Origin of the sequence: Microbacterium sp. (assembly GCF_048259935.1) — a bacterium.
Taxonomy (GTDB): Bacteria; Actinomycetota; Actinomycetes; order Actinomycetales; family Microbacteriaceae; genus Microbacterium.
In genome coordinates this window covers 23,722-45,106 of the sequence record NZ_JBLXHF010000004.1, presented here as the reverse complement: position 1 = coordinate 45,106, position 21,385 = coordinate 23,722, and the positions used below count along the sequence as shown (strand labels likewise).

30 protein-coding genes are annotated in these 21,385 nt (G+C 65.3%); 24 read left to right on the top strand and 6 right to left on the bottom strand.

Going from position 1 to position 21,385, the window contains the following annotated elements:
* Nucleotides 1–3 precede the first annotated feature (3 nt).
* Both ACN0RC_RS08025 and ACN0RC_RS08020 read left to right on the top strand, forming a co-directional pair.
* Nucleotides 4–1,104 (top strand): hypothetical protein, encoded by a 1,101-nt coding sequence (locus tag ACN0RC_RS08025; RefSeq protein ID WP_417510560.1) that lies wholly within the window; start codon nucleotides 4–6, stop codon nucleotides 1,102–1,104.
* Nucleotides 1,104–1,724, top strand: coding sequence for a hypothetical protein (locus tag ACN0RC_RS08020; protein ID WP_417510558.1), 621 nt, complete (start codon nucleotides 1,104–1,106; stop codon nucleotides 1,722–1,724). The genes ACN0RC_RS08025 and ACN0RC_RS08020 overlap by 1 nt, the downstream gene beginning before the upstream one ends.
* Here ACN0RC_RS08020 and ACN0RC_RS08015 read toward each other — a convergent pair.
* A complete protein-coding gene (locus tag ACN0RC_RS08015) occupies nucleotides 1,721–2,140 on the bottom strand; it encodes a DUF732 domain-containing protein (RefSeq protein ID WP_417510556.1) in 420 nt (139 codons plus the stop codon). The genes ACN0RC_RS08020 and ACN0RC_RS08015 overlap by 4 nt on opposite strands.
* Nucleotides 2,137–2,322, bottom strand: a complete 186-nt coding sequence (locus ACN0RC_RS08010; protein ID WP_417510554.1) for a hypothetical protein — start codon at nucleotides 2,320–2,322, stop codon at nucleotides 2,137–2,139. Before ACN0RC_RS08010 ends, ACN0RC_RS08015 begins: the two co-directional genes overlap by 4 nt.
* Nucleotides 2,323–2,409: 87 nt before the next feature.
* Here ACN0RC_RS08010 and ACN0RC_RS08005 point away from each other — a divergent pair, with 87 nt between their 5' ends.
* The 12 genes from ACN0RC_RS08005 to ACN0RC_RS07950 all read left to right on the top strand — a co-directional run bounded on the left by ACN0RC_RS08005 (nucleotide 2,410) and on the right by ACN0RC_RS07950 (nucleotide 8,865).
* Nucleotides 2,410–3,168 (top strand): D-alanyl-D-alanine carboxypeptidase family protein, encoded by a 759-nt coding sequence (locus ACN0RC_RS08005; RefSeq protein WP_417510552.1) that lies wholly within the window; start codon nucleotides 2,410–2,412, stop codon nucleotides 3,166–3,168.
* Complete coding sequence (locus tag ACN0RC_RS08000) at nucleotides 3,165–3,293, top strand: hypothetical protein (RefSeq protein WP_417510550.1); 129 nt, start codon at nucleotides 3,165–3,167, stop codon at nucleotides 3,291–3,293. The genes ACN0RC_RS08005 and ACN0RC_RS08000 overlap by 4 nt, the downstream gene beginning before the upstream one ends.
* Nucleotides 3,293–3,769 (top strand): hypothetical protein, encoded by a 477-nt coding sequence (locus ACN0RC_RS07995; RefSeq protein ID WP_417510548.1) that lies wholly within the window; start codon nucleotides 3,293–3,295, stop codon nucleotides 3,767–3,769. Before ACN0RC_RS08000 ends, ACN0RC_RS07995 begins: the two co-directional genes overlap by 1 nt.
* Nucleotides 3,769–4,194 (top strand): hypothetical protein, encoded by a 426-nt coding sequence (locus ACN0RC_RS07990; RefSeq protein ID WP_417510546.1) that lies wholly within the window; start codon nucleotides 3,769–3,771, stop codon nucleotides 4,192–4,194. Before ACN0RC_RS07995 ends, ACN0RC_RS07990 begins: the two co-directional genes overlap by 1 nt.
* Nucleotides 4,191–4,607, top strand: coding sequence for a hypothetical protein (locus tag ACN0RC_RS07985; protein WP_417510545.1), 417 nt, complete (start codon nucleotides 4,191–4,193; stop codon nucleotides 4,605–4,607). Before ACN0RC_RS07990 ends, ACN0RC_RS07985 begins: the two co-directional genes overlap by 4 nt.
* 10 nt (nucleotides 4,608–4,617) lie before the next feature.
* A complete protein-coding gene (locus tag ACN0RC_RS07980) occupies nucleotides 4,618–5,058 on the top strand; it encodes a hypothetical protein (protein ID WP_417510543.1) in 441 nt (146 codons plus the stop codon).
* Complete coding sequence (locus tag ACN0RC_RS07975) at nucleotides 5,058–6,884, top strand: glycosyl hydrolase family 28-related protein (RefSeq protein ID WP_417510541.1); 1,827 nt, start codon at nucleotides 5,058–5,060, stop codon at nucleotides 6,882–6,884. Before ACN0RC_RS07980 ends, ACN0RC_RS07975 begins: the two co-directional genes overlap by 1 nt.
* A gap of 133 nt (nucleotides 6,885–7,017) precedes the next feature.
* On the top strand, nucleotides 7,018–7,245 hold the full coding sequence (locus tag ACN0RC_RS07970) for a DUF3263 domain-containing protein (protein WP_417510539.1): 228 nt from the start codon (nucleotides 7,018–7,020) through the stop codon (nucleotides 7,243–7,245).
* Nucleotides 7,242–7,439 carry a hypothetical protein gene (locus tag ACN0RC_RS07965; protein WP_417510537.1) on the top strand — a complete coding sequence of 66 codons (198 nt, stop codon included), beginning with the start codon at nucleotides 7,242–7,244 and terminating at the stop codon, nucleotides 7,437–7,439. The genes ACN0RC_RS07970 and ACN0RC_RS07965 overlap by 4 nt, the downstream gene beginning before the upstream one ends.
* Nucleotides 7,440–7,623: 184 nt before the next feature.
* A complete protein-coding gene (locus tag ACN0RC_RS07960) occupies nucleotides 7,624–8,022 on the top strand; it encodes a TadE/TadG family type IV pilus assembly protein (protein WP_417510535.1) in 399 nt (132 codons plus the stop codon).
* A complete protein-coding gene (locus ACN0RC_RS07955) occupies nucleotides 7,991–8,446 on the top strand; it encodes a TadE family protein (RefSeq protein WP_417510533.1) in 456 nt (151 codons plus the stop codon). The genes ACN0RC_RS07960 and ACN0RC_RS07955 overlap by 32 nt, the downstream gene beginning before the upstream one ends.
* Entirely contained in the window at nucleotides 8,443–8,865 is a 423-nt protein-coding gene (locus tag ACN0RC_RS07950) for a pilus assembly protein TadG-related protein (protein WP_417510532.1), read from the top strand. The genes ACN0RC_RS07955 and ACN0RC_RS07950 overlap by 4 nt, the downstream gene beginning before the upstream one ends.
* Here the strand turns inward: ACN0RC_RS07950 and ACN0RC_RS07945 are convergent.
* Nucleotides 8,862–10,079 carry an MFS transporter gene (locus ACN0RC_RS07945; RefSeq protein WP_417511130.1) on the bottom strand — a complete coding sequence of 406 codons (1,218 nt, stop codon included), beginning with the start codon at nucleotides 10,077–10,079 and terminating at the stop codon, nucleotides 8,862–8,864. The genes ACN0RC_RS07950 and ACN0RC_RS07945 overlap by 4 nt on opposite strands.
* 94 nt (nucleotides 10,080–10,173) lie before the next feature.
* Between ACN0RC_RS07945 and prfB the strand changes: the two genes are divergently transcribed.
* The 4 genes from prfB to smpB are packed head-to-tail and all read left to right on the top strand — an operon-like array spanning nucleotide 10,174 to nucleotide 13,769.
* Complete coding sequence (prfB, locus tag ACN0RC_RS07940) at nucleotides 10,174–11,286, top strand: peptide chain release factor 2 (protein ID WP_417510530.1); 1,113 nt, start codon at nucleotides 10,174–10,176, stop codon at nucleotides 11,284–11,286.
* A gap of 54 nt (nucleotides 11,287–11,340) precedes the next feature.
* Complete coding sequence (gene ftsE / locus ACN0RC_RS07935; RefSeq protein ID WP_417510528.1) at nucleotides 11,341–12,333, top strand: cell division ATP-binding protein FtsE; 993 nt, start codon at nucleotides 11,341–11,343, stop codon at nucleotides 12,331–12,333.
* Nucleotides 12,330–13,253: a permease-like cell division protein FtsX gene (ftsX, locus tag ACN0RC_RS07930; RefSeq protein WP_417510526.1), complete on the top strand. Its 924-nt coding sequence runs from the start codon at nucleotides 12,330–12,332 to the stop codon at nucleotides 13,251–13,253. The genes ftsE and ftsX overlap by 4 nt, the downstream gene beginning before the upstream one ends.
* 39 nt (nucleotides 13,254–13,292) lie before the next feature.
* Nucleotides 13,293–13,769 carry an SsrA-binding protein SmpB gene (smpB, locus tag ACN0RC_RS07925; protein WP_417510524.1) on the top strand — a complete coding sequence of 159 codons (477 nt, stop codon included), beginning with the start codon at nucleotides 13,293–13,295 and terminating at the stop codon, nucleotides 13,767–13,769.
* 3 nt (nucleotides 13,770–13,772) lie between these two features.
* On the opposite strand, the gene ACN0RC_RS07920 is transcribed toward smpB, so the two are convergent.
* On the bottom strand, nucleotides 13,773–15,623 hold the full coding sequence (locus ACN0RC_RS07920) for a S9 family peptidase (protein WP_417510522.1): 1,851 nt from the start codon (nucleotides 15,621–15,623) through the stop codon (nucleotides 13,773–13,775).
* Between the two features lie 78 nt (nucleotides 15,624–15,701).
* Nucleotides 15,702–16,388, bottom strand: a complete 687-nt coding sequence (gene lexA, locus ACN0RC_RS07915) for a transcriptional repressor LexA (protein ID WP_417510520.1) — start codon at nucleotides 16,386–16,388, stop codon at nucleotides 15,702–15,704.
* 262 nt (nucleotides 16,389–16,650) lie between these two features.
* On the opposite strand from lexA, the gene ACN0RC_RS07910 reads away from it, so the two are divergent.
* The 6 genes from ACN0RC_RS07910 to ACN0RC_RS07885 all read left to right on the top strand — a co-directional run bounded on the left by ACN0RC_RS07910 (nucleotide 16,651) and on the right by ACN0RC_RS07885 (nucleotide 20,959).
* Nucleotides 16,651–17,013, top strand: coding sequence for a LysM peptidoglycan-binding domain-containing protein (locus ACN0RC_RS07910; protein WP_417510518.1), 363 nt, complete (start codon nucleotides 16,651–16,653; stop codon nucleotides 17,011–17,013).
* 13 nt (nucleotides 17,014–17,026) lie between these two features.
* Entirely contained in the window at nucleotides 17,027–18,118 is a 1,092-nt protein-coding gene (locus tag ACN0RC_RS07905) for a histidinol-phosphate transaminase (protein ID WP_417510516.1), read from the top strand.
* Entirely contained in the window at nucleotides 18,115–18,720 is a 606-nt protein-coding gene (gene hisB, locus ACN0RC_RS07900; RefSeq protein ID WP_417510514.1) for an imidazoleglycerol-phosphate dehydratase HisB, read from the top strand. Before ACN0RC_RS07905 ends, hisB begins: the two co-directional genes overlap by 4 nt.
* Nucleotides 18,717–19,349: an imidazole glycerol phosphate synthase subunit HisH gene (hisH, locus tag ACN0RC_RS07895; RefSeq protein WP_417510512.1), complete on the top strand. Its 633-nt coding sequence runs from the start codon at nucleotides 18,717–18,719 to the stop codon at nucleotides 19,347–19,349. The genes hisB and hisH overlap by 4 nt, the downstream gene beginning before the upstream one ends.
* A 91-nt stretch (nucleotides 19,350–19,440) precedes the next feature.
* Entirely contained in the window at nucleotides 19,441–20,187 is a 747-nt protein-coding gene (gene priA, locus ACN0RC_RS07890) for a bifunctional 1-(5-phosphoribosyl)-5-((5-phosphoribosylamino)methylideneamino)imidazole-4-carboxamide isomerase/phosphoribosylanthranilate isomerase PriA (RefSeq protein ID WP_417510510.1), read from the top strand.
* Nucleotides 20,171–20,959: an SseB family protein gene (locus tag ACN0RC_RS07885; RefSeq protein WP_417510508.1), complete on the top strand. Its 789-nt coding sequence runs from the start codon at nucleotides 20,171–20,173 to the stop codon at nucleotides 20,957–20,959. The genes priA and ACN0RC_RS07885 overlap by 17 nt, the downstream gene beginning before the upstream one ends.
* On the opposite strand, the gene ACN0RC_RS07880 is transcribed toward ACN0RC_RS07885, so the two are convergent.
* Nucleotides 20,952–21,344: a DUF1844 domain-containing protein gene (locus ACN0RC_RS07880; protein ID WP_417510506.1), complete on the bottom strand. Its 393-nt coding sequence runs from the start codon at nucleotides 21,342–21,344 to the stop codon at nucleotides 20,952–20,954. The genes ACN0RC_RS07885 and ACN0RC_RS07880 overlap by 8 nt on opposite strands.
* Nucleotides 21,345–21,385 lie beyond the last annotated feature (41 nt).

The following is a 21,385-nucleotide window of genomic DNA, read 5'->3' as shown; positions in this document are numbered from 1 at the left end:
CGCATGTCGAACGGGCCATGGTCGACCGTGATCTGGGACGCCCAGTCGGGGACCCGGCTCGAAGAAGTTGAGGCGTCCGCCGGGTCCTATCAACGCGGGAGCGTGACCGAGCAGACGCACAGCTTCGCGCTCTCAGCGCTGGGCCTGAATCGAGCAGAAGCGCATGACCTGTTCGGGAAGGACCGCCCTCGCGATCGCGTCCTCTCTCAGTGCTGGAACGGCGTGCCCGTCTACCACGGGCTCATTCTCGACTCGGACTATCACCGCGACACGGGCATCCTCGACGTCGTCCACAACGACCTCCGGGAGCTCGCCGCGGCGCGGTGGATGTACGGCATCGGCGGATACTACCCGGCGCTGCGGTTCAACTGGTCCGGACTGTCGTGGCGAGGTATGGCCGCACGCGTAGCGCGGATCATCTTCACCGACCCGATCTCCGGTGCGTGGCCGCTGCCGGTCACGATCCCCGCCGAAGAAGCGGGATCTGAAGCCCTCGACATCTGGGGTTGGCAGTTCCGCTCCGGTGAAGCACTGCTCAAGGAGATCGAGGAGATGCCCGGCGGCCCGGACCTGGACTTCCATCCGCGGATCACCGGGAACACCTTCGGGTGGGACTTCCGCATCGGCACGCCGTTCCTCTCGGGGCCGACATTCGAGTTCGCGCTGCAAGCGGATGAGTCGGCTCTCACCGAGGTGACGGTGAAGACGCTCGGCCGCGAGAAGATCACTGGCGTCTTCGGCATCGGTGAAGGGTCCGAGCGGGACATGGTCGTCGGTGGCGCCGCAGCGTCCGTCTCGGCTGGCCTCGCTCGCGATACCAAGCTCACCGTCAAGTCCGCTCACCTCGGGGTGGTGAACCAGCGATCGCAGGCGTACCTCGATTCACGGTTGACCACATACCAGCAGTGGTCGTTCAACCTGAAGACGAACGCCGTCGACGAGGGCGGCATCAACCCGGCGGATCTGCGGCTGGGGTCGATCATTCGTGTCGAGTCGCGCGGGGACCTGTGGATCCCGGACGAGTGGACGCAGCACCGCGTCCTCGGGTTCTCCGGAAGCCTCGACGACCCGCACACGATCAAGCTGACAGTGGAGACGATCTGATGGTGGCACGACCGCGGCCCGACCGGCCCGAGGATGAACTCTGGGTTCTCCTCGAACGCATCGACCGAACCGAACTCACTGCGATGCTCCGATCCGCATCTGTGCACGACGGGCGTACCCGATTCGTCGGCAACGAGTCGCTCATCGTCGAGGGGTCACAGAAGGTCTCTGGGTGGCTGATCGTCACCGGGACTGAGCGGATCACCGGAACACTCGAGATCCTCGGCGAGCTCGTGTTGTCTGGCAGCGCGACGATATCGGGGACGGTCAGCCTGACCGGAACGATGAACGTCACGGGTGACATCAAGGTCCTGCCGGGCGGGAAGATCCAGGTCGGCAGCATCGTCATCGATCCGACGATCTCGGGCGGCGCGGTGACCTTCGCGAACGGCGCGCAGGTCTTCACTGACGCATCGACCATCCAGGTCTACAAGGGCAACAGCGTCGTCCAGGTGAGCGACTCCTACGCGCGACTGCAATACGGCGGCAGCGTCATCTCCATCGGGAACGACGGAATCCGCATGTCTGGGATGGAAACGCGGACCACATCAGAGACGGGGATGCCCGTGAACTCGATCGGAATCGACGGCCAGACGATCTATCGAGTAGTCGCGGTCTAGCCCTCTGGGCAGATCGAATCGCGTGCAGCGACCATGATCGCGGCCGAGTCGCTGTAGTAGCCCGCGCCGTTCTTCTCCTCGCCGTCGATGAGAACAATCGTGTCGCTGGTCTCGCCAGCGTCGAGCCGACTGCATGCTTCGTCGGCAGCGGCGAGCAGCTGCTCATCGGTGGCGTTGGGGATCTGCGAGTCGCCGGGCATGGTCGCGCGGACCTCGTGGAACTTCTCGACGAAGGCGGCCGAAGCGTCATCCGCTTCCTCTGCCGCAGGCGTCTCGGCGACGAGAGAGTCCGGCGTTGCAGACGGCGTGCTCTGCGTTGTGCTCTGCGGCGCGCTCGGAGTCTCATCGGCGGCGCCGGCGCAGCCGGTCAGCGTGAGGGCGATGAGGGCTGCGAGGGCGATGCTGGCGCGCTTCATGACTGGTCCGTTCGCTTGTTGAGGGCTTTGCGGAGCCCGTGAGGTGTCATCCCGAGGATGCTGCCGATCTCGGTCCACGTCATGTGAGCTTCGCGCGCCCGGACCACGGCCGCATCGCGGCGCTGGACGTGCGTTGCCGCCTCGTGCGCGAGAGCTTCCAGCTCCGACCTGACCTCATCCATAGCAGGAACAGTAACTCAGTTACCTAGTCGGAGTCAACATCCACCGCCCCGCCACCGCGCGGGGCTTCGTCATGAGAGGGGGCCGCCATGGCCTACACGTACACGACCATCAACGGGGAGCGCGTGCAGACGAACGTCGCGAAGGCGTTCGAGCAGCTGCGTGCCGCGTTCAAGAAGCAGTTCGGCCTGAATCTGATCGTCTCGTCCGGGACCCGCACGCGGGAGGAGCAGGCGCGCCTGTACGACGGGTGGATCAACCGACGTCCCGGCTTCAACCTCGCCGCCCCTCCTGGGCAGTCGAACCACGAGGAGTCCGGACCGAGCGGACCCCGCGCGCTCGACCTGCGCGACTCGGGACGCGACGACGGCGTCACCGTCATCGGCACCGTGCGCTCGAATTGGCTCGCCCGGAACGCGCCCGCCTACGGCTTCACCCCGGCCGGGCACTTCTTCAACCCGCGCGAGGCTTGGCACTACGAGTACACCGGTTCGCTCGACAGCGCTCCCGCTCCGGCCCCTGCTGGCGGCGGTAGCACGGCGACGCCCGCTGGCGAGTACAACCCGTTCGGGATCGCCTTCTGCGCGGGTCTGCAGAAGATCGCGCGTCTGTACGGCGGGAACACGGCGATCGACCAGAAGTGGGGGGCGCAGTCCGCGAAGGGCTTCGCGCAGTTCCTCCGCCAGAACTGGGGCTACAAGGGCAACGACGTGCTCGGCCCGGTCATGTGGGCGGCGATCGCTCGCTGGCTCCGCGCTCGCTGGGGCTACCAGGGCAACGACGTTCCCGGTCCGGTGATGCGTGCTGCGCTGCAGCGCGCCGAGACCGCGAACTACCACGCGCTGTGAAGACCGCACTCGCGGTGGTCGCGGGCATCGTCCTCCTGGGCGTGCTCGCGACCACCGCGGTCTACGCGTGGTCGGCGTACACGCTGCTCGTGTTCATGTTCCAGGTGATGGGAGGTGCCGCGTGATGCGTGCACTGTGGAGATCGACGATCTGGTATCCGGACGCCGTGCCCGCCGCCGAGGGGCTGGCGTCCCGCGAGCTGAAGCGGATCGTCCTGCCCACCTTCGACGTCCTCGTGATCGTGATGGGGCTGAACGCGGTGACGTACGGCATGCCTTCGTTCAACCTCGTCTACAGCCCGGTCATCGCGATTCTCGCCGCCTGGGTGTTGCTGGCCGCCGGAGTGCTCGCGCTCGTCGGCATCGCGTTCCCTCGCCTGTGGATCGCGGAGGCAGCCGGGAAGCTCATGATGGTCGGCGTGCTCGGCGGCTATGCCGGCGCCCTCTGGGTGCTGCTCACGCAAGGTCAGTGGGCGCGTGCGTTCGTCGCCGCCGGTCTGACCGCGATCATCGTCCTTCCAATGTGGAACCTCGCACGTCTGGGCCGTGAACGGCAGGGGAGGCTGACGATCAAGCGCCTCACCGAGACGGGCGGGCACTGATGGAGAACATCATCGGAACCGTCATCGCTTCGCTGTTCAGCGCCGCCGCCACTTTCGGTGGGGCGTGGCTGCTGTTCCGCGGCAAGAAGGTCGACCAGTCGACCGAGGAGACCAAGGTCGAAGCCTCCGCCACCGACGCCTTCCTGCAGGGCCAGCGCGCGTTCCAGGAGTACGTCGACGACGTCGTGGACGAGCGCGTCGCCGTGGCGGTCGAGGGACTCAAAGAGCAGATCGCGGCGCTCGAGGAGCGCCTCACCAAAGTGCAGTCCGAGTCGCACGAGATGAATGACGCCGTGCGACACCAGCAGACCCAGGCGTGGCTGTGGGACCTCCGTGGCCGCCAGGGACCCCTGCCCATGATGCCCGAGCCGATCCTTCGACGACTCGGGCTGATCCACCTCATCAACCCCCAGGAGACATCATGAACATCGAACTCCCCACCATCCCCGCCGGCGTGCTGGTGCTGCTCGCACTGGTCGCGCCGTACGCGGTCGCCGCCCTCAACGGATGGCTGCCGTTCATCCAGAAGCCGTGGCAGAAGAAGGCCGTCTCGGTCATCGTGTCCGTCGTGCTCACCGCCGCGGTGCTCGCCTTCTACTACGTCTACACCGGAGACGTGATCCCGCAGTGGCCCGTCCTGGTGCTGCTGGCGATCGTCGTCGCGCAGGCCTCCTACGCCCTCGTGACCAAGAGCACCGCCAACGCCGTCGAGCAGGCCACCTCTCCCACCGTGCAGCTCGAACAGCGCGCAGACGGAACCTGGGCGGCGCCGGTCGATGCAGAGCAGGTGGCGGAGCTGTCGACGCAGGAGCGTTACCCGCTGCGCGGCGACAACTAAGGACAACGTCGTGGCCATCACCTACCCGTATACGGGGACGCTTACCGACTTCGGTGATGCACCGTTCCCGTCTGCCTATCCCCGGCTCGAGGTCGATCCGGAACGGGATGCATTCAGCTCCTCCGGCCCCGTCGCCTCGCGGCGGGTCCCGGTCCCCGTGGCATCGGACGGAACGTTCACGGTTGACCTGATCGCTTCAGCCGATCTGAATCCGCCTACCCGGTACGAGCTGAGATGCGACTGGTTCACGGTCGACCAGGCGGGGCAAGAAGTCCTCGCCGGGTGGGCGTCCTGGCGGTTCACTGCCGCGATCGGGGGAGGCCCGATCAGTACCATGCCGGACGCGGTGATCACCCGCGTCTGGTACTCGACAACACCGCCGCCCGTGGACCGGGCCGGCATCTACTGGGTTCACCCGATCACGGGTGACGTAAGGGAATGGAGCGCCTGATGGCTTGGGAACTTGCCGACAACATCCGAGGACCGAAGGGTGACAAAGGCGACAAGGGGACGATCTCGTCCGTGTCGGTTGCGACGCTCCCCGCGGGGGCCGCTGCCGAAGTGGATATGAGCGGGACGACAGACGTGCACGTCGACTTCCGCATCCCGCGCGGCGACAAGGGAGAACAGGGCGTCCCGGGCACACTGTCCTCGGCCTCGGCAGAGTCGGTTCCTGCTGGCGAGCAAGCCGAAGTTGTCATGTCCGGCACCACCGAGGTGAAGCATGCGCACTTCAAGGTGCCGCGCGGGCTGCCTGGCGTGAACGCCGTCGACAACGACGAAGCCGTTTCGGTCTATGTCGGGGCAGACGATACCCTCTCCGGCATGGCAGTGAACGGGAAGATCCAGGATCGTGCTACGACTCCTCGCGCCAGCACGCCGGGAGTCCCCGCCGCACCTCTCCCTTACATCAACGTCCGAGATTTCGGTGCGACAGGCGACGGTTCTACGGACGATCTTCCAGCGTTCCAGGCAGCGTTCGCTTCGCTCGGTTCGACTGGCGGGCACGTGGAGGTTCCGGCCGGGCACTACTTCTTCTCAGACTCGCTGGATATCGATTGCGAGTGGGTGCGGGTCGTCTGCGATCCGGACGCGCTGATCGAAACGACGAACATCTCCACGTCCACAGGCGGGCACGCCGTCGCGTTCGTTGGCCACAGCGGGCTTGGCACCGCGGTCACCCCACAGCGGGAGTACGCGGAGTGGGTCGGCGGGCAGATCAAGACGAATCTCGCCGGAGAGAATGAGAATGCTCTCGGAGCGTTGCGGTACAAGCAGGTTCGCGTGACCAATCTGACCGTGCCCGTCACAGGCCGGAAGGCTTTCACGGCCCAGTACGGCGTCGACGACGTGATCGTCGACGGTATGCGCATCGGGCACACCGGCAACGCGTCCATCAGCATCGAGGAAGACTGCAACCGGGTCACGATCCGAAACGTCACCATCGACGAATCGGACAGATGGGGGATCTATCTCATCAACGCCGCTCAGGTGAACGTCGAGAACGTGCACATCGAGACCGCTCACGACGCGGCATTCCGAGCGGCCGGGATCGACAACCTCCGTGTGCGTGGCTTCACATCACGATCGTCCGCGGGCCATGGCATACACCTGTCCGAGATCACCGGTCAGTGCCACATCGCCGACTACGACATCTCCGGCATCGCGGCAGGGTTCCGTGGCGTATTCGCCGCATCCGGGACCGCGTCGCTACGTCTCGACCATGGGCGCACAGATGGTGAGAACGCGTTCGCTGTCGTCGGGGACTGGCGGAAAGTTCTGGTCGCCGATGTGTTCGCGTCCGCAGTCCCGGCCGGTCGCGACATGTTCGAGTTCTCGGCTCTCACGACACGCCCGATCATGAGCGCTGTGCGTGGCTCCGGAACATCACACCGATCGACTGTCGCTGCCGCTGCGATGAACGGTTACGAGCCGGTCGTCATCGGGTGCAGCCTGCCCACGGGGACGGCTACGAAGTTCAGCGGGTGGAAGGCGAAACTCGATGTTGTGTCGAGTTCGCTCACAGCCTTGGTTTCGCTGGACTTCCCAGCGATGCCTGCGGCGACCGCAGCCGAAATGACAGCGACTGTTCAGGGTGCAGTGATCGGTGACGTGGTCCACGCGACACCGATGACGGCACCGCTGGAAACTGGGCTTGTGTGGTCGGCATACGTGTCCGCCGCCGATACCGTGACGCTGCGACTCTTGAACGGAACGACGGGCAGCGTGAACCCGGCAACCCGTCAGTGGAAGTTCATGGTCCTCGCCCCGGCATAGCCCCAATCGCGGAAGGCTCCTCGCTTCGCCGATATGACCCCCCACCTAGCCTCCGGGCCAGGTGGGGGTCTTTCGTCGTGCCCGGGCAGACCCGCTCCGTCGGATGTCGGTAGTCGACGGCAGGGTGGAGATCATGACGCCACCCGACTTGCTCGAGTTCGAGCGACGCCACCCGGGCCACCCGCCCGGCAAAGAGACCCGGATCATCCAAGAGCTGGGCATCAGCCCGCCCCGGTACTACCAGCTGCTGCTGCGCGCCGCGACGTCGCCCGAGGGGATTGCATCGGACGCGATGACGGCGCGCTGGGTGCGAGAACGGTCCGCTCGTCGAGCGGCCGCACGTGAAAGGAGAATTGCATGAAGCGCAAAGACGGACGCGAGCTCGTCACCGAGCACCCGGTCACCGGGATGGACATGATCGACTTCATACCGGCTCACGAGCTTCCCCCCATTCCCGAGAGCGCGATCCGGTGTAGCCTCGGCGAGCCATTCGTTGACACATCGATGATGGATGAGGATCCGTCGTCGGACGATTTCGACTGCTGGGGAACGTGACACCGAGCAAGGGGTGAGATTAGAGCGCACACACGTTCGCGAGTGGTGTCTGATCTCACCCGGTGACTTCTCGCAATAGTCACACTCATGACTGCCGGACTCGTCGTGCTGATCTGGGCGGTCGCCGGTCCCGCGCTAACAGGACTCTTCGAGCAGGCGATCTCCCGGGTGGGCGGACTCTGAGATGACTGCCAGGGTGGCGAGCGATGATCGAGGGTCGAGTCCGGTGGATTTCGTGCTCGTCGGTGCGTTGCTCACCGCTCTCACACTCGCGGTCCTTCAGCTGGGGTTCGCCGTCTACGTGCGAAACGTCGTCCATGATGCCGCTGTCGAGGGTGCGCACTATGCCGCGCTCGCCGACACGACTCTCGCTGATGGTGCAGAGCGCACCCGGCTGGCCATCACACGCGCTGTCGGCGGATCGTATGCCGAAGACATCACCGTCAGCGAGAGCGACCGCCTGGGGCATTCTGCTGCTGTCGTGACAGTGCGCACCACCCTGCCGATCATCGGTCTTCTCGGGGTGCCGTACGGGCTGGAGGTGGATGCGGATGCGCCGATGGAGTCTCTGGGCGAAGAATGACGAGGGATCGGCCGCATTGGAGTTCATCACTATCGGTGTGGTTCTTCTGGTTCCACTGGCCTATCTGGTGCTCACTCTCGGCGCGGTTCAAGAGACGATGCTCGGCGCTGAGGCCGCCGCGCGTCATACCGCGCGTGTGATCGGACAGGCCGAGAATGCGGATGCCGCGGCGCACAGCGGCGACGCCGTGCTCTCCAGCGTCATTGACGAGTACGGCATGAATGCGGAGAACGTCGGTGTCTCTGTGACCTGCACTCCGGCAGGTGCGGCGTGCCCCGCCGCAGGGTCAACGGTGATCGTGAAGGTCGAGACGTACGTGTCGCTGCCGTTCGTTCCGCCCATCTTCGGGCTTGATCGGGCTACGCGCATTCCCCTGCAGGCTGCGGCCGCACAGAAGGTGTCGCGGTTGTGGGGCGCGGAATGACGCCTTCAGAAGTCGGGTCGGGTGAAGAGGGCAGCATCCTGCCCCTGCTGCTCGGGTACGTCATCCTCGCGATCACCGTTGTCTTCGTCTGCACCTGCGCCACCGATCTTTACATCGCGCAGAAGCGGCTCGATTCGCTGGCGGATGCTGCGGCTCTTGCCGGTGCCGACGGGTTCACGCTGGTCGTCGAGGGGGAGGGAGTGCGCGCCGAACTCACCGATGGGGGCGTCCGCGACCAGGCTGTCGCGATCGTTGATGCGATGGCATCCGGAGCACAGCTGGTCTCGGCATCCGCTCCCGACGGCGTGTCCGCACAGGTCACGGTCGCCGCATCGTGGCATCCGCCCGTCATCTCGGCGTTCGTGCCAGATGGGGTCCTGCTTGAAGCCACCGCGACCAGCAGGACGGCGCTTCGCTAGTCGAGAGTTCGGTGCGGGCTGAACCGCGGAATCCACCGGATGAAGCCGAGCGCACCCAGGAACCCGATGATCCCCATCGCGGCTGCGGCCACTGAGATTGACGCGATCGCTGTCACTCCTGCGACGAGCAGCGGTGCGGCAGCGCCACCGGCATCCGTCAGAGTCCGCCACGATCCGAGGAACGGCGCCGGATCATGCGCCGGGGCGGTATCCGCTCCGAGCGTCATCAGGATGCCGCTGGAGAGGCCGTTGCCCACCCCGAGGACGGCCGCCAGCATCCCGAACCACAGCACAGCGGCATCGCCGTCGTGCGTGAACGAGAGCACGAGGAACCCTGCGCCCATCAGAACCATGGCGGGCATCGCCGCCCACAGTCTGCCGAACCGGTCCATCACCTGGCCGCTGACGTAGAACAGGGCGAAGTCGATGGCGCCGGACACGCCGACCACGAGTGCGATCGTCTGCGCATCCATTCCGAGCGAGACGCCCCACAGCGGAAGCAGCACCTGCCTGGCAGAGCGGGTGGCCGAAAGACATGCGGCAGCGATGCCCAGCCTGCTGAGCACGGCTCTGTGACGCCACATCGTGCGGAACACTCCGGCGCGCTCGAATGTCGGGATCGAGCCAGAGACCGCTTCACCGGAGTCCTCGACGAGCATCGACGACGATGCCGGGGAGATCGTCTTCTCCGGATCCGGCCCGAACAGCACGAGAACCACCATTACGGCCAGGCACGCGAGGAAGAACCAGATCGCTGCGTGCTCATCGCCGAAGATCTGCAGGAGTGCGGCAGTGACGAACGGGCCCACGAAGATGCCGAGCCGAAAGCTCCCACCCAGAAGCGCGAGCGCACGCGCACGGAACGCCACAGGCACGCGAGTCGTCATGAACGCATGCCGGGCCAGTCCGAACGCCGCAGCGCAGAAACCCAAGAGAAAGACGGATGCGGCGAACATCGCGATCACCGGTGCGAGAACCATGCCCATGACCGCGCCCATCGAGATGATGCCCGCGATGACCATCGTGTAGCGCTCGCCGATGCGTGCGACCGCCCATCCGGCGGGAAGATTTCCGCACAGCTGACCGACGACCAGGGCTCCGGCAACGAGTGCTGCAGTGGCGACGTCCGCTCCCATGCTTGCGGCGATCACCGGAATGAGGGGGATGACCGCACCCTCGCCCATCGAGAACAGGATCGTCGGCAGATAAACCATCGGGCCGAAGCGCCGGAGCACCGTTGACGCGCTGTTCACCCGGTTCACGCTACCCGCCCGCAACTCCCAGCCGAGCACGATAGGCTGAGGAGTCATGCTCGAACTCGATCTCTCCGCCGAAATTCAGGCGCTCAGGCACACATACGGCGACATCAGCGAGGTCGTCGACGTCGCGCGACTCCAGGCCGACATCGCAAGGCTCAGCGAGGAGGCTGGCGTCCCCGATCTCTGGGACGACCCAGAGAAGGCGCAGAAGGTCACCAGCGCGCTCAGCCACAAGCAGGCCGAGCTCAAGCGGGTGAGTGAGATCGGCCAGCGTCTGGATGACCTCGAGGTTCTCATCGGTCTCGCCAACGAGATGGAAGACGAGGATTCGGCAGCCGAAGCGCGCGCAGAACTCGCAACCCTCGGCGTGGTCATCAACCAGCTCGAGGTGCAGACGCTCCTCGATGGCGAGTACGACGATCGCAGCGCGATCATCACCATCCGCTCCGGTGCCGGCGGCGATGACGCCACGGACTTCGCCGAGATGCTCATGCGCATGTACCTGCGCTGGGCAGAGCATCACAAGTACCCCGCGAAGGTCATGGACACGTCCTACGCCGAAGGCGCGGGCATCAAGTCGGCCACTTTCGAGATCGACGCCCCCTACGCTTTCGGCACCCTGTCCGTAGAGGCAGGCACGCATCGCCTTGCCCGCATCAGCCCGTTCGGCTCCGCTGACAAACGGCAGACTTCGTTCGCCGCAGTCGAGGTCATCCCGCTCATGGAAGAGGCGACCGAGGTCGACATCCCTGAGAACGACATCCGTGTCGACGTCTTCCGTTCTTCGGGCCCGGGCGGACAGTCGGTCAACACGACTGATTCCGCCGTTCGCCTGACGCACCTTCCCACGGGCATCGTCGTCTCGATGCAGAACGAGAAGTCGCAGATCCAGAACCGCGCTGCCGCCATGCGCGTGCTGCAGACGCGCCTTCTGCTGCTGCAGAAGGAAGAAGAAGCGGCGAAGAAGAAGGAGCTTGCGGGAAACATCACCGCGAGCTGGGGCGACCAGATGCGCTCGTACTTCCTCTACGGTCAGCAGCTCGTGAAGGACCTGCGCACAGGACACGAGTCCGGAAACCCGGCATCCGTGTTCGACGGCAACCTCGATGACTTCATCTCAGCGGGCATCCGTTGGCGCAAGCGCCGGGAAGACGAAGACTGACGTCAGGGTGTCGCTCGCGGCAGGGCGCGCAGCCGCGCTTAGGCTCATAAGGCCATGATTCGGTTCGAGAACGTCACCAAACGCTACCGCGGCACGAAGCGACCAGCCCTGGCGGGCGTCGACTTCGAGGTCGAGCGCGGCGAATTCGTCTTCCTCGTCGGTGCATCGGGGTCGGGTAAATCCACCTGTCTGCAGCTGATGCTCCGCGAAGAGGTCCCCACGTCAGGACGCGTTGCTGTGCTCGGACGAGACCTCCGTTCGCTTGCGAACCGCAAGGTGCCGTACTTCCGACGCCACATCGGCTCTGTCTTCCAGGACTTCCGGTTGCTGTCGACGAAGACGGTGTTCCAGAACGTCGCCTTCACTCTGCAGGTCACCGGTTCCTCGCGCGGATTCGTGCAGCAGGCCGTGCCCGAAGCGCTCGCGCTGGTCGGTCTTGCCGGAAAAGAGAAGCGGATGCCGCATGAGCTCTCCGGCGGCGAGCAGCAACGTGTGGCGATCGCTCGTGCGCTGGTGAACCGTCCCCAGATTCTGTTGGCCGACGAGCCGACCGGAAACCTCGACCCGGCCACCTCGGTCGACATCATGCAGCTGCTTGCGCGGATCAACGCCGGTGGCACGACCGTGCTCATGGCAACCCACGAAGCGGCTTTCGTCGACCAGATGCAGCGCCGGGTGATCGAGCTGCGCGACGGTGAGCTCGTGCGCGATGAGACCCACGGCGGTTACGGTGATCGATCGATGATTCCGCAGCTGGTGCCGAGGGAAGAGCGCGGCGCCGCGGCGACCGCCGCGCTCAGCGCAGTGCAGGAAGTTCAGCGTGAGACCGAATCGCTCGAACCGCTCACTGCCGAGATGATCGCATCGATGAAGGCGGCACGCGATGCTTCACCGCCCGTGAGTGAGGCACAGTCATCGTCGACGAGCCTCAGACCGATCACTCACCCCGTGCTTCTGCCAGATGTCGATGTCGCCGAGCTCGGCGTCGCCGACAGGCTCGGCCTGTCAGCTACCGATGACGACGAGGAAGTAGGGCCCACCTCGTGAGAGTCGGACTGATTCTGATGGAGGCCCTCGGTGGCCTCCGACGCAATATCTCGATGGTGATCTCCGTCGTACTCGTGACATTCGTGTCGTTGACCTTCGTGGGAGCTGCGATCCTCATGCAGGGTCAGATCTCGACGATGCGCGATTACTGGACCGAGCGTGCGCAGGTCGCGGTGTACATGTGCTCTCCGGTAACCGATACCGAGAAGACCCCGACCTGCATCGACGGCGAAGCAACCGAGGAGCAGGTCGAGCAGGTGCAGAGCGAGCTCGAGGGCCCTGCGCTGAACGCCCTCATCACTGACTTCCGTTTCGAGACCAAGGCAGAGGCCTACGACAAGCTGCTCGATCAGCTCGGTGATGAGCAGGCGAGCGTGCTCACCGAGGATCAGATGTTCCAGAGCTTCTGGATCACGCTGAAAGATCCCAGCCAGTCGCAGGTCATCGTCGAAGCGTTCAGCGGTGTCAACGGCGTGGAGGAGGTGCTGGATCAACTCCAGTACCTTGATCCGCTCTTCTCTGCGCTGACGGTCGCCACCTACATCGCTGTCGGCATTGCGGTGCTGATGCTCATCGCTGCCGTGCTGCTGATCGCGACGACGATCCGATTGTCGGCGTACGCGAGACGCAAAGAGATCGGCATCATGCGCCTCGTCGGCGCGTCCAACCGATTCATCCAGACGCCGTTCGTGCTCGAGGGCGTTTTCGCGGCCTTCCTCGGCTCAGCGCTCGCGAGCGCCGCAGTGATCGCCGGCACGCACTTCGGCGTCGAAGGGTATCTGAAGGGCCGAGTGCCCTTCATCACCACCTGGGTCAGCATGCAGGATGCCATCATCGTCGTACCGATCCTGATTGCGATCGGCGTGATCCTCGCGGCTCTCTCAGCAGGGTTCGCGATCCGCAGGTGGCTGCGCACCTAGTAAGCTGAGACGCTTGTCAGCTGGAAGATTGGAACCGTCATGCCCAGGGAACGCGGGGAGAAGGTCATCGCGACCAACCGTCGCGCCCGTCACGACTACAACATCGAGAAGTCGTACGAGGCGGGCATGGTGCTCACCGGCACCGAGGTGAAGTCGTTGCGCCAAGGGCGCGCGAATCTCTCTGACGGCTACGCATTCATCAAGGGCAAGGAGATCTTCCTCGATTCGGTGCACATCCCGGAGTACTCGCAGGGGCACTGGACGAATCACTCGGCCAAGCGCGTGCGCAAGCTACTCATGCACCGCGAGGAGATCCACAAGCTCGAGCACGCGGTCTCTGCCGGCGGGTACACGCTCGTGCCGTTGAAGCTGTACTTCCTCGATGGCAGGGCCAAGGTCGAGATCGCTCTTGCCAAGGGTAAACGTGAGTTCGATAAGCGTCAGACGCTCCGTGAGCGTCAGGACACTCGTGAAGCCGCGCGCGCCATGCGGTTGCGCAACCGCATGGGCGACTAGCGCCTAGAAGCCGAAGGCTCGTCCGAGAAATGCGAGCTCGCGCTCGAGCGCATCGATGATCGTCTCCGCGCGCCGGAATCCGTGGCCCTCTCCGGGGTAGAGCACGTATTCGTGCGGGACACCGCGCAGCGCCAGTGCGTCACGGATAGCCTCTGACTGCGACGGAGGGACGACGCGGTCGTCCTCGCCCTGGAGCAGCAGCACTGGCACGTCGATCTGATCGACGTGCGTGAGCGGAGAGCGGTCGATGTACACCTCTTCGGCTTCGGGCAGGGGCCCGACGAGACCGTCGATGTAGTACTTCTCGAAGTCATGGGTGTCTTGTGCCAGCATCCGCAGATCGGCGACACCATACCTGCTGATGCCGGCGCTGAACACCCCACCGCGCACAAGCGCGGAGAGCACGGTCCATCCGCCGGCAGATCCGCCGCGAATCGCGATTCGGGCGGGGTCAGCGCGGCCGGACTCCGCAAGACCGCGAGCGGCGGCGAGCACGTCATCCGCGTCGACGATGCCCCACTGGCCGTCGAGGCGCTCACGATAGTCGCGACCGTATCCGGTCGATCCGCCGTAGTTCACATCGAGCACGCCGATTCCTCGGCTCGTGTAGAACGCGATGCCGGCGGAAGCGGCGCCTGCCACGTGTGCGGTCGGACCGCCATGCACGAACACGATGTACGGAGCTCGTTCTCCGTCGGGTGCGGATGCTTCGGGGTTAGCCGGTGCGTAGTCGAAAGCACGCACGGGACCGTGCGTTCCTTCGATCGTGATCTGGGTCGCCGGCGGCATCCAGTGGGGGTCGGTGGGCGCGCCGCCACGGATGGCGACGACCTCGCCGGAATCGACGTCCACACTCCACAGACCAGCGGTGACAGCTGCGCCGCCCCCGGAGAGGAGTACGCGAGTGTCCTTGGCGTCATCGACGCTGACGTGCGCACTCACGGGCACATCGAGCGCGCGCGCACTGCCGTCGGTGCCGAGCAGCACAACCTCGTCTGAACCGTTGGTGCGCACGGCGACGATACGACCGTCGGCGAGCGGTTGGTACCAGCGATTGCCGAGGACCCACAGTCCATACCCGATGTCGGCATCGGCGGGCGCGAAGGCTGTCGGCTCCGATACGCGGATGCCGTCCAGCTTCACCCGCTGCAGCACCCATCGCCCGTCGGGGTCATCTGCATAGATGAGCTCGGTGTCGCTCAGCCATTCCGGCTGCAGGCACGCACGAGCGTGTGTGGAGGCGAGGGCGCCGTCATCGAGAGACCTGACGCGCAACGCCGCGCTCTGCCACGGCATCTGCCGCCCTGACCATTCCACCCAGGCGATGCGCGTGCCATCCGGAGATAGCGCGGGGTGCGCGTAGAACGCGGCACTTTCGGTGACGACTCGCACGCGTGCGGCATCGTCGGCTGCCGAGCCATCGGTGGGGATCTCGACGATCGCGCGCAGATGCGGCTCGACTGTGAGGTCCTCGCGGACCGCGAGAAGCCGACCGCTCTGAAGCCGGAGGCCGCCGTGGTTCGGACCGGCCGTGGTGAGCGGTTGCGGCTCTTCGCCCCGGTGCATCGCGTACACCCGCTGATCGCCTGCGTCGACGAAGAACAGTGTGCCCTCGGCATCCGCTGCCCATGCCCCGCCGCCGTACTCGTGAACGCGCGACCGTGCGCTCCACGGCGCGGGGAGCAATACGTCTCCGTTGGAGCTGCGTACTGTCACCCGCCCCTTCTCTGCGGGGACGGACTCACCCCACCAGACTTCGTCACCGATGAAACGGGCGCCGTCGATCTTCGGGCTGGATGCGGCGATGTCAGCGGGTGCGAAAGGCGATGGCCAGGTTCCGTACGGGTGGGACATGCTTCGAGCCTATGCGGGATGACCGACATGCGAGCTCATGCCGGGTCGGACCCGGTGTGGATGCTGCGAGAGGGGACGTCAGACCGCGCGCAGCACCGCGACAATCTTGCCCAGCACCACGGCGTCGTCGCCGAGGATGGGTTCGAAGGAGGAGTTACGGGGGAGCAGCCACGTGTGACCGTCGCGCTGGCGGAACGTCTTCACCGTCGCCTCGCCGTCGAGCATTGCTGCGACGATCTCACCGTTCTCTGCGGTGCTCTGGGTGCGCACGACGACCCAGTCACCGTCGCAGATGGCCGCGTCGATCATCGACTCGCCCGACACCTTGAGCATGAACAGATCGCCCTTGCCCACGAGCTGGCGAGGAAGCGGGAAGATCTCCTCTACCTGTTGCTCGGCCGTGATCGGGACGCCGGCCGCGATCTGACCGACCAGCGGCACCATCGCCGCGTCGCCCACAGGAGTCGCGGAGTCCGCCGGGTTCTCACCGCTCGTGCCGGGAAGGTCGATGAGCACTTCCATGGCGCGCGTCTTTCCCGGATCGCGACGCAGATAACCGCTGAGTTCGAGCTGCCCGAGCTGATGGGTGACGCTCGAGAGCGACTTCAGCCCCACCGCATCGCCGATCTCGCGCATGCTCGGCGGGTAGCCGTACTTCGCGATCGAGGTCTGGATGACCTCGAGGATGGCCATCTGCTTCGGGCTGAGGCTCTTGCGCCGACGAGTGCGAGGCGCCTCGGCGTCGGTGGCGGAGATGTCGCTCATGGTGCTCCTTCGTGCGCGATTCCGGGGCTGCTCTTCGAATGTCGGTGGCCCGTGGTGGGGTGTGGTTATCGAAACGGTATCCGAGAAACCTCATGATTCGGAAGATCTGTTCGAGCGTGTCCGATCTTTCGGTCGCTCGGTTTCGAATAAATCTTGACAGATGTTCGAATTCGAACGTATATTCGGTACGTAGCTTCGCATTCGTCGCTCCCGGCCGAGCGTCGAATGCGAACGCTACGCCAAAGAGGCAGAGGAGAAAACCATGAGCACGATCAGCATCGCAGCCCCGGCAGCCCACCCCGTTCGCTCCGCGACACGGCTCCGACTGACGACGCGTGGTCGCCGTGTGGTGACCGCTCTCGCGGCTCTCCCTCTTGCCGCAGGAATCGCCTTTGCGGCGATCGGCGGCGGGTCAGCGATCGCATCCGGTGACGTCGTCCCCACGGCCTCGTTCGAGACACTCACTGTCATGCCGGGCGACACTCTGTGGTCGATCGCGGAGTCCGTGGCGCCATCGGTTGACCCTCGCACCGTGATCAGCGAGATTCAGCGCCTCAACGCGCTGGGACATGGCTCCCTCCAGGTGGGTCAGCAGTTGGCACTGCCTGCTGAGTACGCGGGCTGATCGCGCCGCTAAAATGACGAGGGTGACTTCACTTGGTGATCTGCCCCTCCGCGACGATCTTCGCGGTCTCACTCCGTACGGCGCACCGCAGGCGCCTCTCGCCGTTGCGCTGAACGTCAACGAGAACACGCATCCTGTCCCCGACGAGGTGGCAAGCGACATCCTCGATGACATCGCTGTCGCGCTGCGCGAAGTGAACCGTTACCCCGATCGGGAGTTCACGGCGCTCCGTGAAGCTTTCGCAGAGTACCTGGGCCACGGGCTCGAGATCGATCAGATCTGGGCGGGCAACGGCTCGAACGAGGTGCTCCAGCACATCCTGCAGGCCTTCGCCGGTCCCGGCCGCACAGTGTTCGGCTTCGCACCGACGTACTCCATGTACCCGCTCCTCGCCCAGGGAACAGGTGCGAAGTGGGTTGCCGGCACTCGTGAGGCCGACTACACGATCACTGCAGAAGAGGCCGCGGCACAGGTCGCACAGGCCGATCCTGACGTTGTGATCCTCTGCACGCCGAACAACCCCACTGGGACCCCTCTCGGCCTCGACGTGATCGAAGCCGTCTACGAGGCAGCGCGCGGCGTGGTGATCGTCGACGAGGCATACTTCGAGTTCGCCCCGCGTGACGCGGTGTCCGCGCTGACGCTGCTCGAGGGGCGTCCGCGCCTGGCTGTCTCGCGCACGATGAGCAAGGCGTTCGCTTTCGCCGGCGCGCGAGTCGGGTATCTGGCGGCTGACCCCGCATTCATCGACGCACTGCGACTCGTGCGTCTGCCGTACCACCTGAGCGCCCTCACTCAGGCGGCCGCAGTGGCCGCATTGCGCAATTCCGAAACCATGCTCGGCATGGTCGACGAGATCATCGCACAGCGCGATCGGATCACCGCGACACTCGAAGCTCTGGGCTACGAGCCCCATGAGTCGTGGTCGAACTTCGTGCTGTTCGGCGGCGTCGCTGATCCGCATGCGACGTTCGAAGCACTGTACGAGCGCGGCGTGCTCGTGCGCGACGTGGGGATCTCGAATCACCTGCGTGTCTCTGCGGGCACTGAGGCAGAGACGACGGCGTTCCTCGATGCGCTGGCCTCGATAGACTCGGCGTCATGAGCGCTTCTCGCACTGCGTCCCGCACACGCAGCACTTCTGAGTCTTCCGTCGAGCTCGAACTGAACCTCGATGGCACAGGTCGCAGCAGCATCGACACCTCGGTGCCATTTTTCGACCACATGCTCACGGCGTTCGCGAAGCACTCACTCACGGACCTGACGATTCGTGCAACGGGTGACACCCACATCGACGCGCACCACACTGTCGAAGACGTATCGATAGTGCTAGGGCAGGCCATTCTCGAGGCCCTCGGCGACAAATCCGGCATCGCACGTTATGGTGACGCCCTTGTGCCGCTCGACGAGGCGCTGGCGCAGGCGGTTGTCGACATCAGCGGACGGCCCTATCTCGTGCACAGTGGCGAGCCAGTGGGCTTCGAACACCACCTGATCGGTGGGCACTTCACTGGGTCCCTCGTGCGGCACTCGTTCGAGGCGATCACGTTCCACGCAGGCCTCACGGTGCACGTGCGTGTTCTCGGTGGGCGCGACCCGCACCACATCGCTGAAGCGGAGTACAAGGCGTTCGCCCGTGCATTCCGCGAGGCCAAGACGCTCGATCCGCTGGTCGAGGGGATCCCCTCGACCAAGGGAGCTCTATGACAAAGCCCACGGTCGTCGTCTACGACTACGAATCGGGCAACGTCCACTCCGCTGTCAAGGCGCTGATCGCTGCCGGAGCCGACGCGAAGCTCTCCGGTGACCGCGACGAGGCGCTGAAGGCTGACGGCCTGTTCGTTCCCGGCGTCGGGGCTTTCGCCGCGGTGCGCGCCGCTCTGCTCGCACGCGGCGGCGATGAGATCATCGACCGGCGCCTCGCCGGCAGTCGGCCGGTGCTCGGCGTCTGCGTGGGGATGCAGGTGCTCTTCTCCCACGGCGTCGAGCGCGGACAGAATGTCGAAGGGCTGGGGGAGTGGCCGGGAACGGTCACTGAGCTGAATGCGCCCGTCCTCCCGCACATGGGATGGAACACCGTGTCGCCGGATGCAGGCAGCGTGCTGTTCCGCGGAATCGAAGACGAGCGCTTCTACTTCGTCCACTCGTTCGCAGCCCAGAGCTGGGAACTCGACGTCATTCCGCCCTTTCCGAAGCCGAAGCTGACCTGGACGACCTACGGCGATCCCTTCCTCGCCGCCGTCGAGAACGGCCCACTCGCTGCGACCCAGTTCCACCCCGAGAAGTCGGGAGAAGCAGGCATTCGCCTGCTCAAGAACTGGGTCGAGAGTCTGTGAAGACGTCGACGTTTTTGAACCCGGCGTCACGTCGGGCTAATGTCGGGTGTCGTGCCCGGCATCCGGTGCACTCCACCCACCTGAGGATGACATGAACGACTTCGCGTCCACTCCCAAACTCACTCTCCTTCCGGCCGTCGATGTGGCCGGTGGCAAGGCAGTCCGCCTCACCCAGGGTGAGGCAGGATCCGAGACGAGCTACGGCGACCCGTTGGACGCCGCTGCCGAATGGGTCGATCAGGGCGCGGAGTGGATCCACCTCGTCGACCTCGACGCTGCTTTCGGGCGCGGGAGCAACACTGCGGTCCTGCGCAAGGTGATCAAGCAGCACCGTCACGTGAACATCGAGCTCTCCGGCGGGATCCGCGATGACGCGAGCCTCGAAGCGGCTCTCGAGAGCGGCGCCGCGCGCATCAACCTCGGTACCGCAGCGCTTGAGAACCCGGAGTGGGCAGCCGACGTGATCAGCCGCTACGGCGAAGCTGTCGCCGTCGGACTCGACGTGCGCGGCACCACGCTTGCCGCCCGCGGATGGACGAAAGAGGGCGGCGACCTCTGGGAGGTTCTCGAACGGCTCGAGGATGCTGGCTGCAGTCGCTACGTCGTCACCGACGTCACCAAAGACGGCACGCTGCGCGGACCGAACCTCGACCTGCTGCGGGAAGTGACCTCACGTACCCCGAAGCCTGTCGTCGCGTCGGGCGGGATCTCGAGCCTCGACGACATCATCGCGCTGCGTACACTCGTGCCTCTCGGGGTCGAAGGTGCCATTGTCGGCAAGGCCCTCTACGCTGGCGCGTTCACGTTGGCTGAGGCGCTGGATGTCGCAGGCTCCTGACGACGGCTGCGACCACGGAAACACCGGCGATTCGGCCGGCGTCCCGTGGGAAGGGCGCAGTTTCGAGCCGAATCCGCACGCCGCGGACGACGGTTCTGCCGATCCCGCACTGCTCGCCGCTCTGTTGCGCTTTCGCGCAGGGGAGGGAAGCGAGGTCGAGGTCGTTGATGCCTTCCGCAATGCGCGGGTGCTGATCCCGCTCATCGCAGAGAAGGGCGAAGAGGGCGTGGCCCCGAGCGGTCTCGCTGTCGACAAGACGCAAGAACTGTCGATCGTGACGGTGGCGGCACCCGACGGACGCCGCGTCCAGCCGGTGTTCTCCGCTGTTGAGGCGATGCAGAAGTGGGATGCCACGGCGCGACCGATCCCGGTCGAGGCCGTGCGTGCCGCACTTGCGGCATCCTCTGAGGACACCGACCTCATCGTTCTTGATCCGACCTCGCCGACGGAGTTCGTGATCCGTCGGCCGGCGGTGTGGGCGGTCGCCCAGGGGCATGCCTGGGAGCCGAGCCATCTCTCGCCCGAGGTGTTCTCCGCCCTCCAGGACAGCGTCGCGCACGAACTGGCCGTGATCGATGTGTCGGTCGCTTCCGGTGACCCGGACGCGCGCTTGCATGGGCCTGAGCTCATCATCATCCTCGAGCTCGTCGATGGTCTCGAACGCGAAGTGCTCGATACAGTGCTGGCGCGACTGGCTCAGCGCTGGGCGTCCGATGACCGCATCGCAGTCCTGGCTGATTCGCTGACTGTGAAGCTGCGCCGCTCTAGTTGACCGGACCGGTCCACTTCTCGCCGGGGCCCTTGCCGATCGGGTCGGGGATGGGGGATGCTTCGCGGAATGCCAGCTGCAGTGAGCGCAGGCCGTCTCGCAGCGAACGCGCATGCATGTCGCTGATCTCGGGAGCCGCAGCGGTGATCAGACCCGCGAGTGAGTTGATCAGCTTGCGCGCCTCATCCAGGTCCAGCTGCGAATCGGGATCGTCGGCAAGGCCCAGCTTGACGGCCGCCGCGCTCATCAGGTGCACGGCAGTGGTCGTGATCACCTCGACTGCGGGAACGTCCGCGATGTCGCGAGTGGCAGCGGATGCCGCATCCTCTTGCTGCTGCCAGCGCTCGTTGCGCTCGTCGTGGCCATGATCATGAGCAGGAATCGTCACTTCGCCTTGCCTTCTGTTAGACTTTGGCGGGCTTCGGAGCG

Excerpts from the sequence above, each read along its gene's own strand:
- ACN0RC_RS08025 (WP_417510560.1), top strand. The coding sequence starts at position 4 with ATGTCGAACGGGCCATGGTCGACCGTGATCTGGGACGCCCAGTCGGGG.
- ACN0RC_RS08020 (WP_417510558.1), top strand. The coding sequence starts at position 1,104 with ATGGTGGCACGACCGCGGCCCGACCGGCCCGAGGATGAACTCTGGGTT.
- ACN0RC_RS08015 (WP_417510556.1), bottom strand. The coding sequence starts at position 2,140 with ATGAAGCGCGCCAGCATCGCCCTCGCAGCCCTCATCGCCCTCACGCTG.
- ACN0RC_RS08010 (WP_417510554.1), bottom strand. The coding sequence starts at position 2,322 with ATGGATGAGGTCAGGTCGGAGCTGGAAGCTCTCGCGCACGAGGCGGCA.
- ACN0RC_RS08005 (WP_417510552.1), top strand. The coding sequence starts at position 2,410 with ATGGCCTACACGTACACGACCATCAACGGGGAGCGCGTGCAGACGAAC.
- ACN0RC_RS07995 (WP_417510548.1), top strand. The coding sequence starts at position 3,293 with ATGCGTGCACTGTGGAGATCGACGATCTGGTATCCGGACGCCGTGCCC.
- ACN0RC_RS07990 (WP_417510546.1), top strand. The coding sequence starts at position 3,769 with ATGGAGAACATCATCGGAACCGTCATCGCTTCGCTGTTCAGCGCCGCC.
- ACN0RC_RS07985 (WP_417510545.1), top strand. The coding sequence starts at position 4,191 with ATGAACATCGAACTCCCCACCATCCCCGCCGGCGTGCTGGTGCTGCTC.
- ACN0RC_RS07975 (WP_417510541.1), top strand. The coding sequence starts at position 5,058 with ATGGCTTGGGAACTTGCCGACAACATCCGAGGACCGAAGGGTGACAAA.
- ACN0RC_RS07970 (WP_417510539.1), top strand. The coding sequence starts at position 7,018 with ATGACGCCACCCGACTTGCTCGAGTTCGAGCGACGCCACCCGGGCCAC.
- ACN0RC_RS07965 (WP_417510537.1), top strand. The coding sequence starts at position 7,242 with ATGAAGCGCAAAGACGGACGCGAGCTCGTCACCGAGCACCCGGTCACC.
- ACN0RC_RS07960 (WP_417510535.1), top strand. The coding sequence starts at position 7,624 with ATGACTGCCAGGGTGGCGAGCGATGATCGAGGGTCGAGTCCGGTGGAT.
- ACN0RC_RS07955 (WP_417510533.1), top strand. The coding sequence starts at position 7,991 with ATGCGCCGATGGAGTCTCTGGGCGAAGAATGACGAGGGATCGGCCGCA.
- ACN0RC_RS07950 (WP_417510532.1), top strand. The coding sequence starts at position 8,443 with ATGACGCCTTCAGAAGTCGGGTCGGGTGAAGAGGGCAGCATCCTGCCC.
- ACN0RC_RS07945 (WP_417511130.1), bottom strand. The coding sequence starts at position 10,079 with ATGGTTTATCTGCCGACGATCCTGTTCTCGATGGGCGAGGGTGCGGTC.
- prfB (WP_417510530.1), top strand. The coding sequence starts at position 10,174 with ATGCTCGAACTCGATCTCTCCGCCGAAATTCAGGCGCTCAGGCACACA.
- ftsE (WP_417510528.1), top strand. The coding sequence starts at position 11,341 with ATGATTCGGTTCGAGAACGTCACCAAACGCTACCGCGGCACGAAGCGA.
- smpB (WP_417510524.1), top strand. The coding sequence starts at position 13,293 with ATGCCCAGGGAACGCGGGGAGAAGGTCATCGCGACCAACCGTCGCGCC.
- ACN0RC_RS07920 (WP_417510522.1), bottom strand. The coding sequence starts at position 15,623 with ATGTCCCACCCGTACGGAACCTGGCCATCGCCTTTCGCACCCGCTGAC.
- lexA (WP_417510520.1), bottom strand. The coding sequence starts at position 16,388 with ATGAGCGACATCTCCGCCACCGACGCCGAGGCGCCTCGCACTCGTCGG.
- ACN0RC_RS07910 (WP_417510518.1), top strand. The coding sequence starts at position 16,651 with ATGAGCACGATCAGCATCGCAGCCCCGGCAGCCCACCCCGTTCGCTCC.
- ACN0RC_RS07905 (WP_417510516.1), top strand. The coding sequence starts at position 17,027 with ATGACGAGGGTGACTTCACTTGGTGATCTGCCCCTCCGCGACGATCTT.
- hisB (WP_417510514.1), top strand. The coding sequence starts at position 18,115 with ATGAGCGCTTCTCGCACTGCGTCCCGCACACGCAGCACTTCTGAGTCT.
- hisH (WP_417510512.1), top strand. The coding sequence starts at position 18,717 with ATGACAAAGCCCACGGTCGTCGTCTACGACTACGAATCGGGCAACGTC.
- priA (WP_417510510.1), top strand. The coding sequence starts at position 19,441 with ATGAACGACTTCGCGTCCACTCCCAAACTCACTCTCCTTCCGGCCGTC.
- ACN0RC_RS07885 (WP_417510508.1), top strand. The coding sequence starts at position 20,171 with ATGTCGCAGGCTCCTGACGACGGCTGCGACCACGGAAACACCGGCGAT.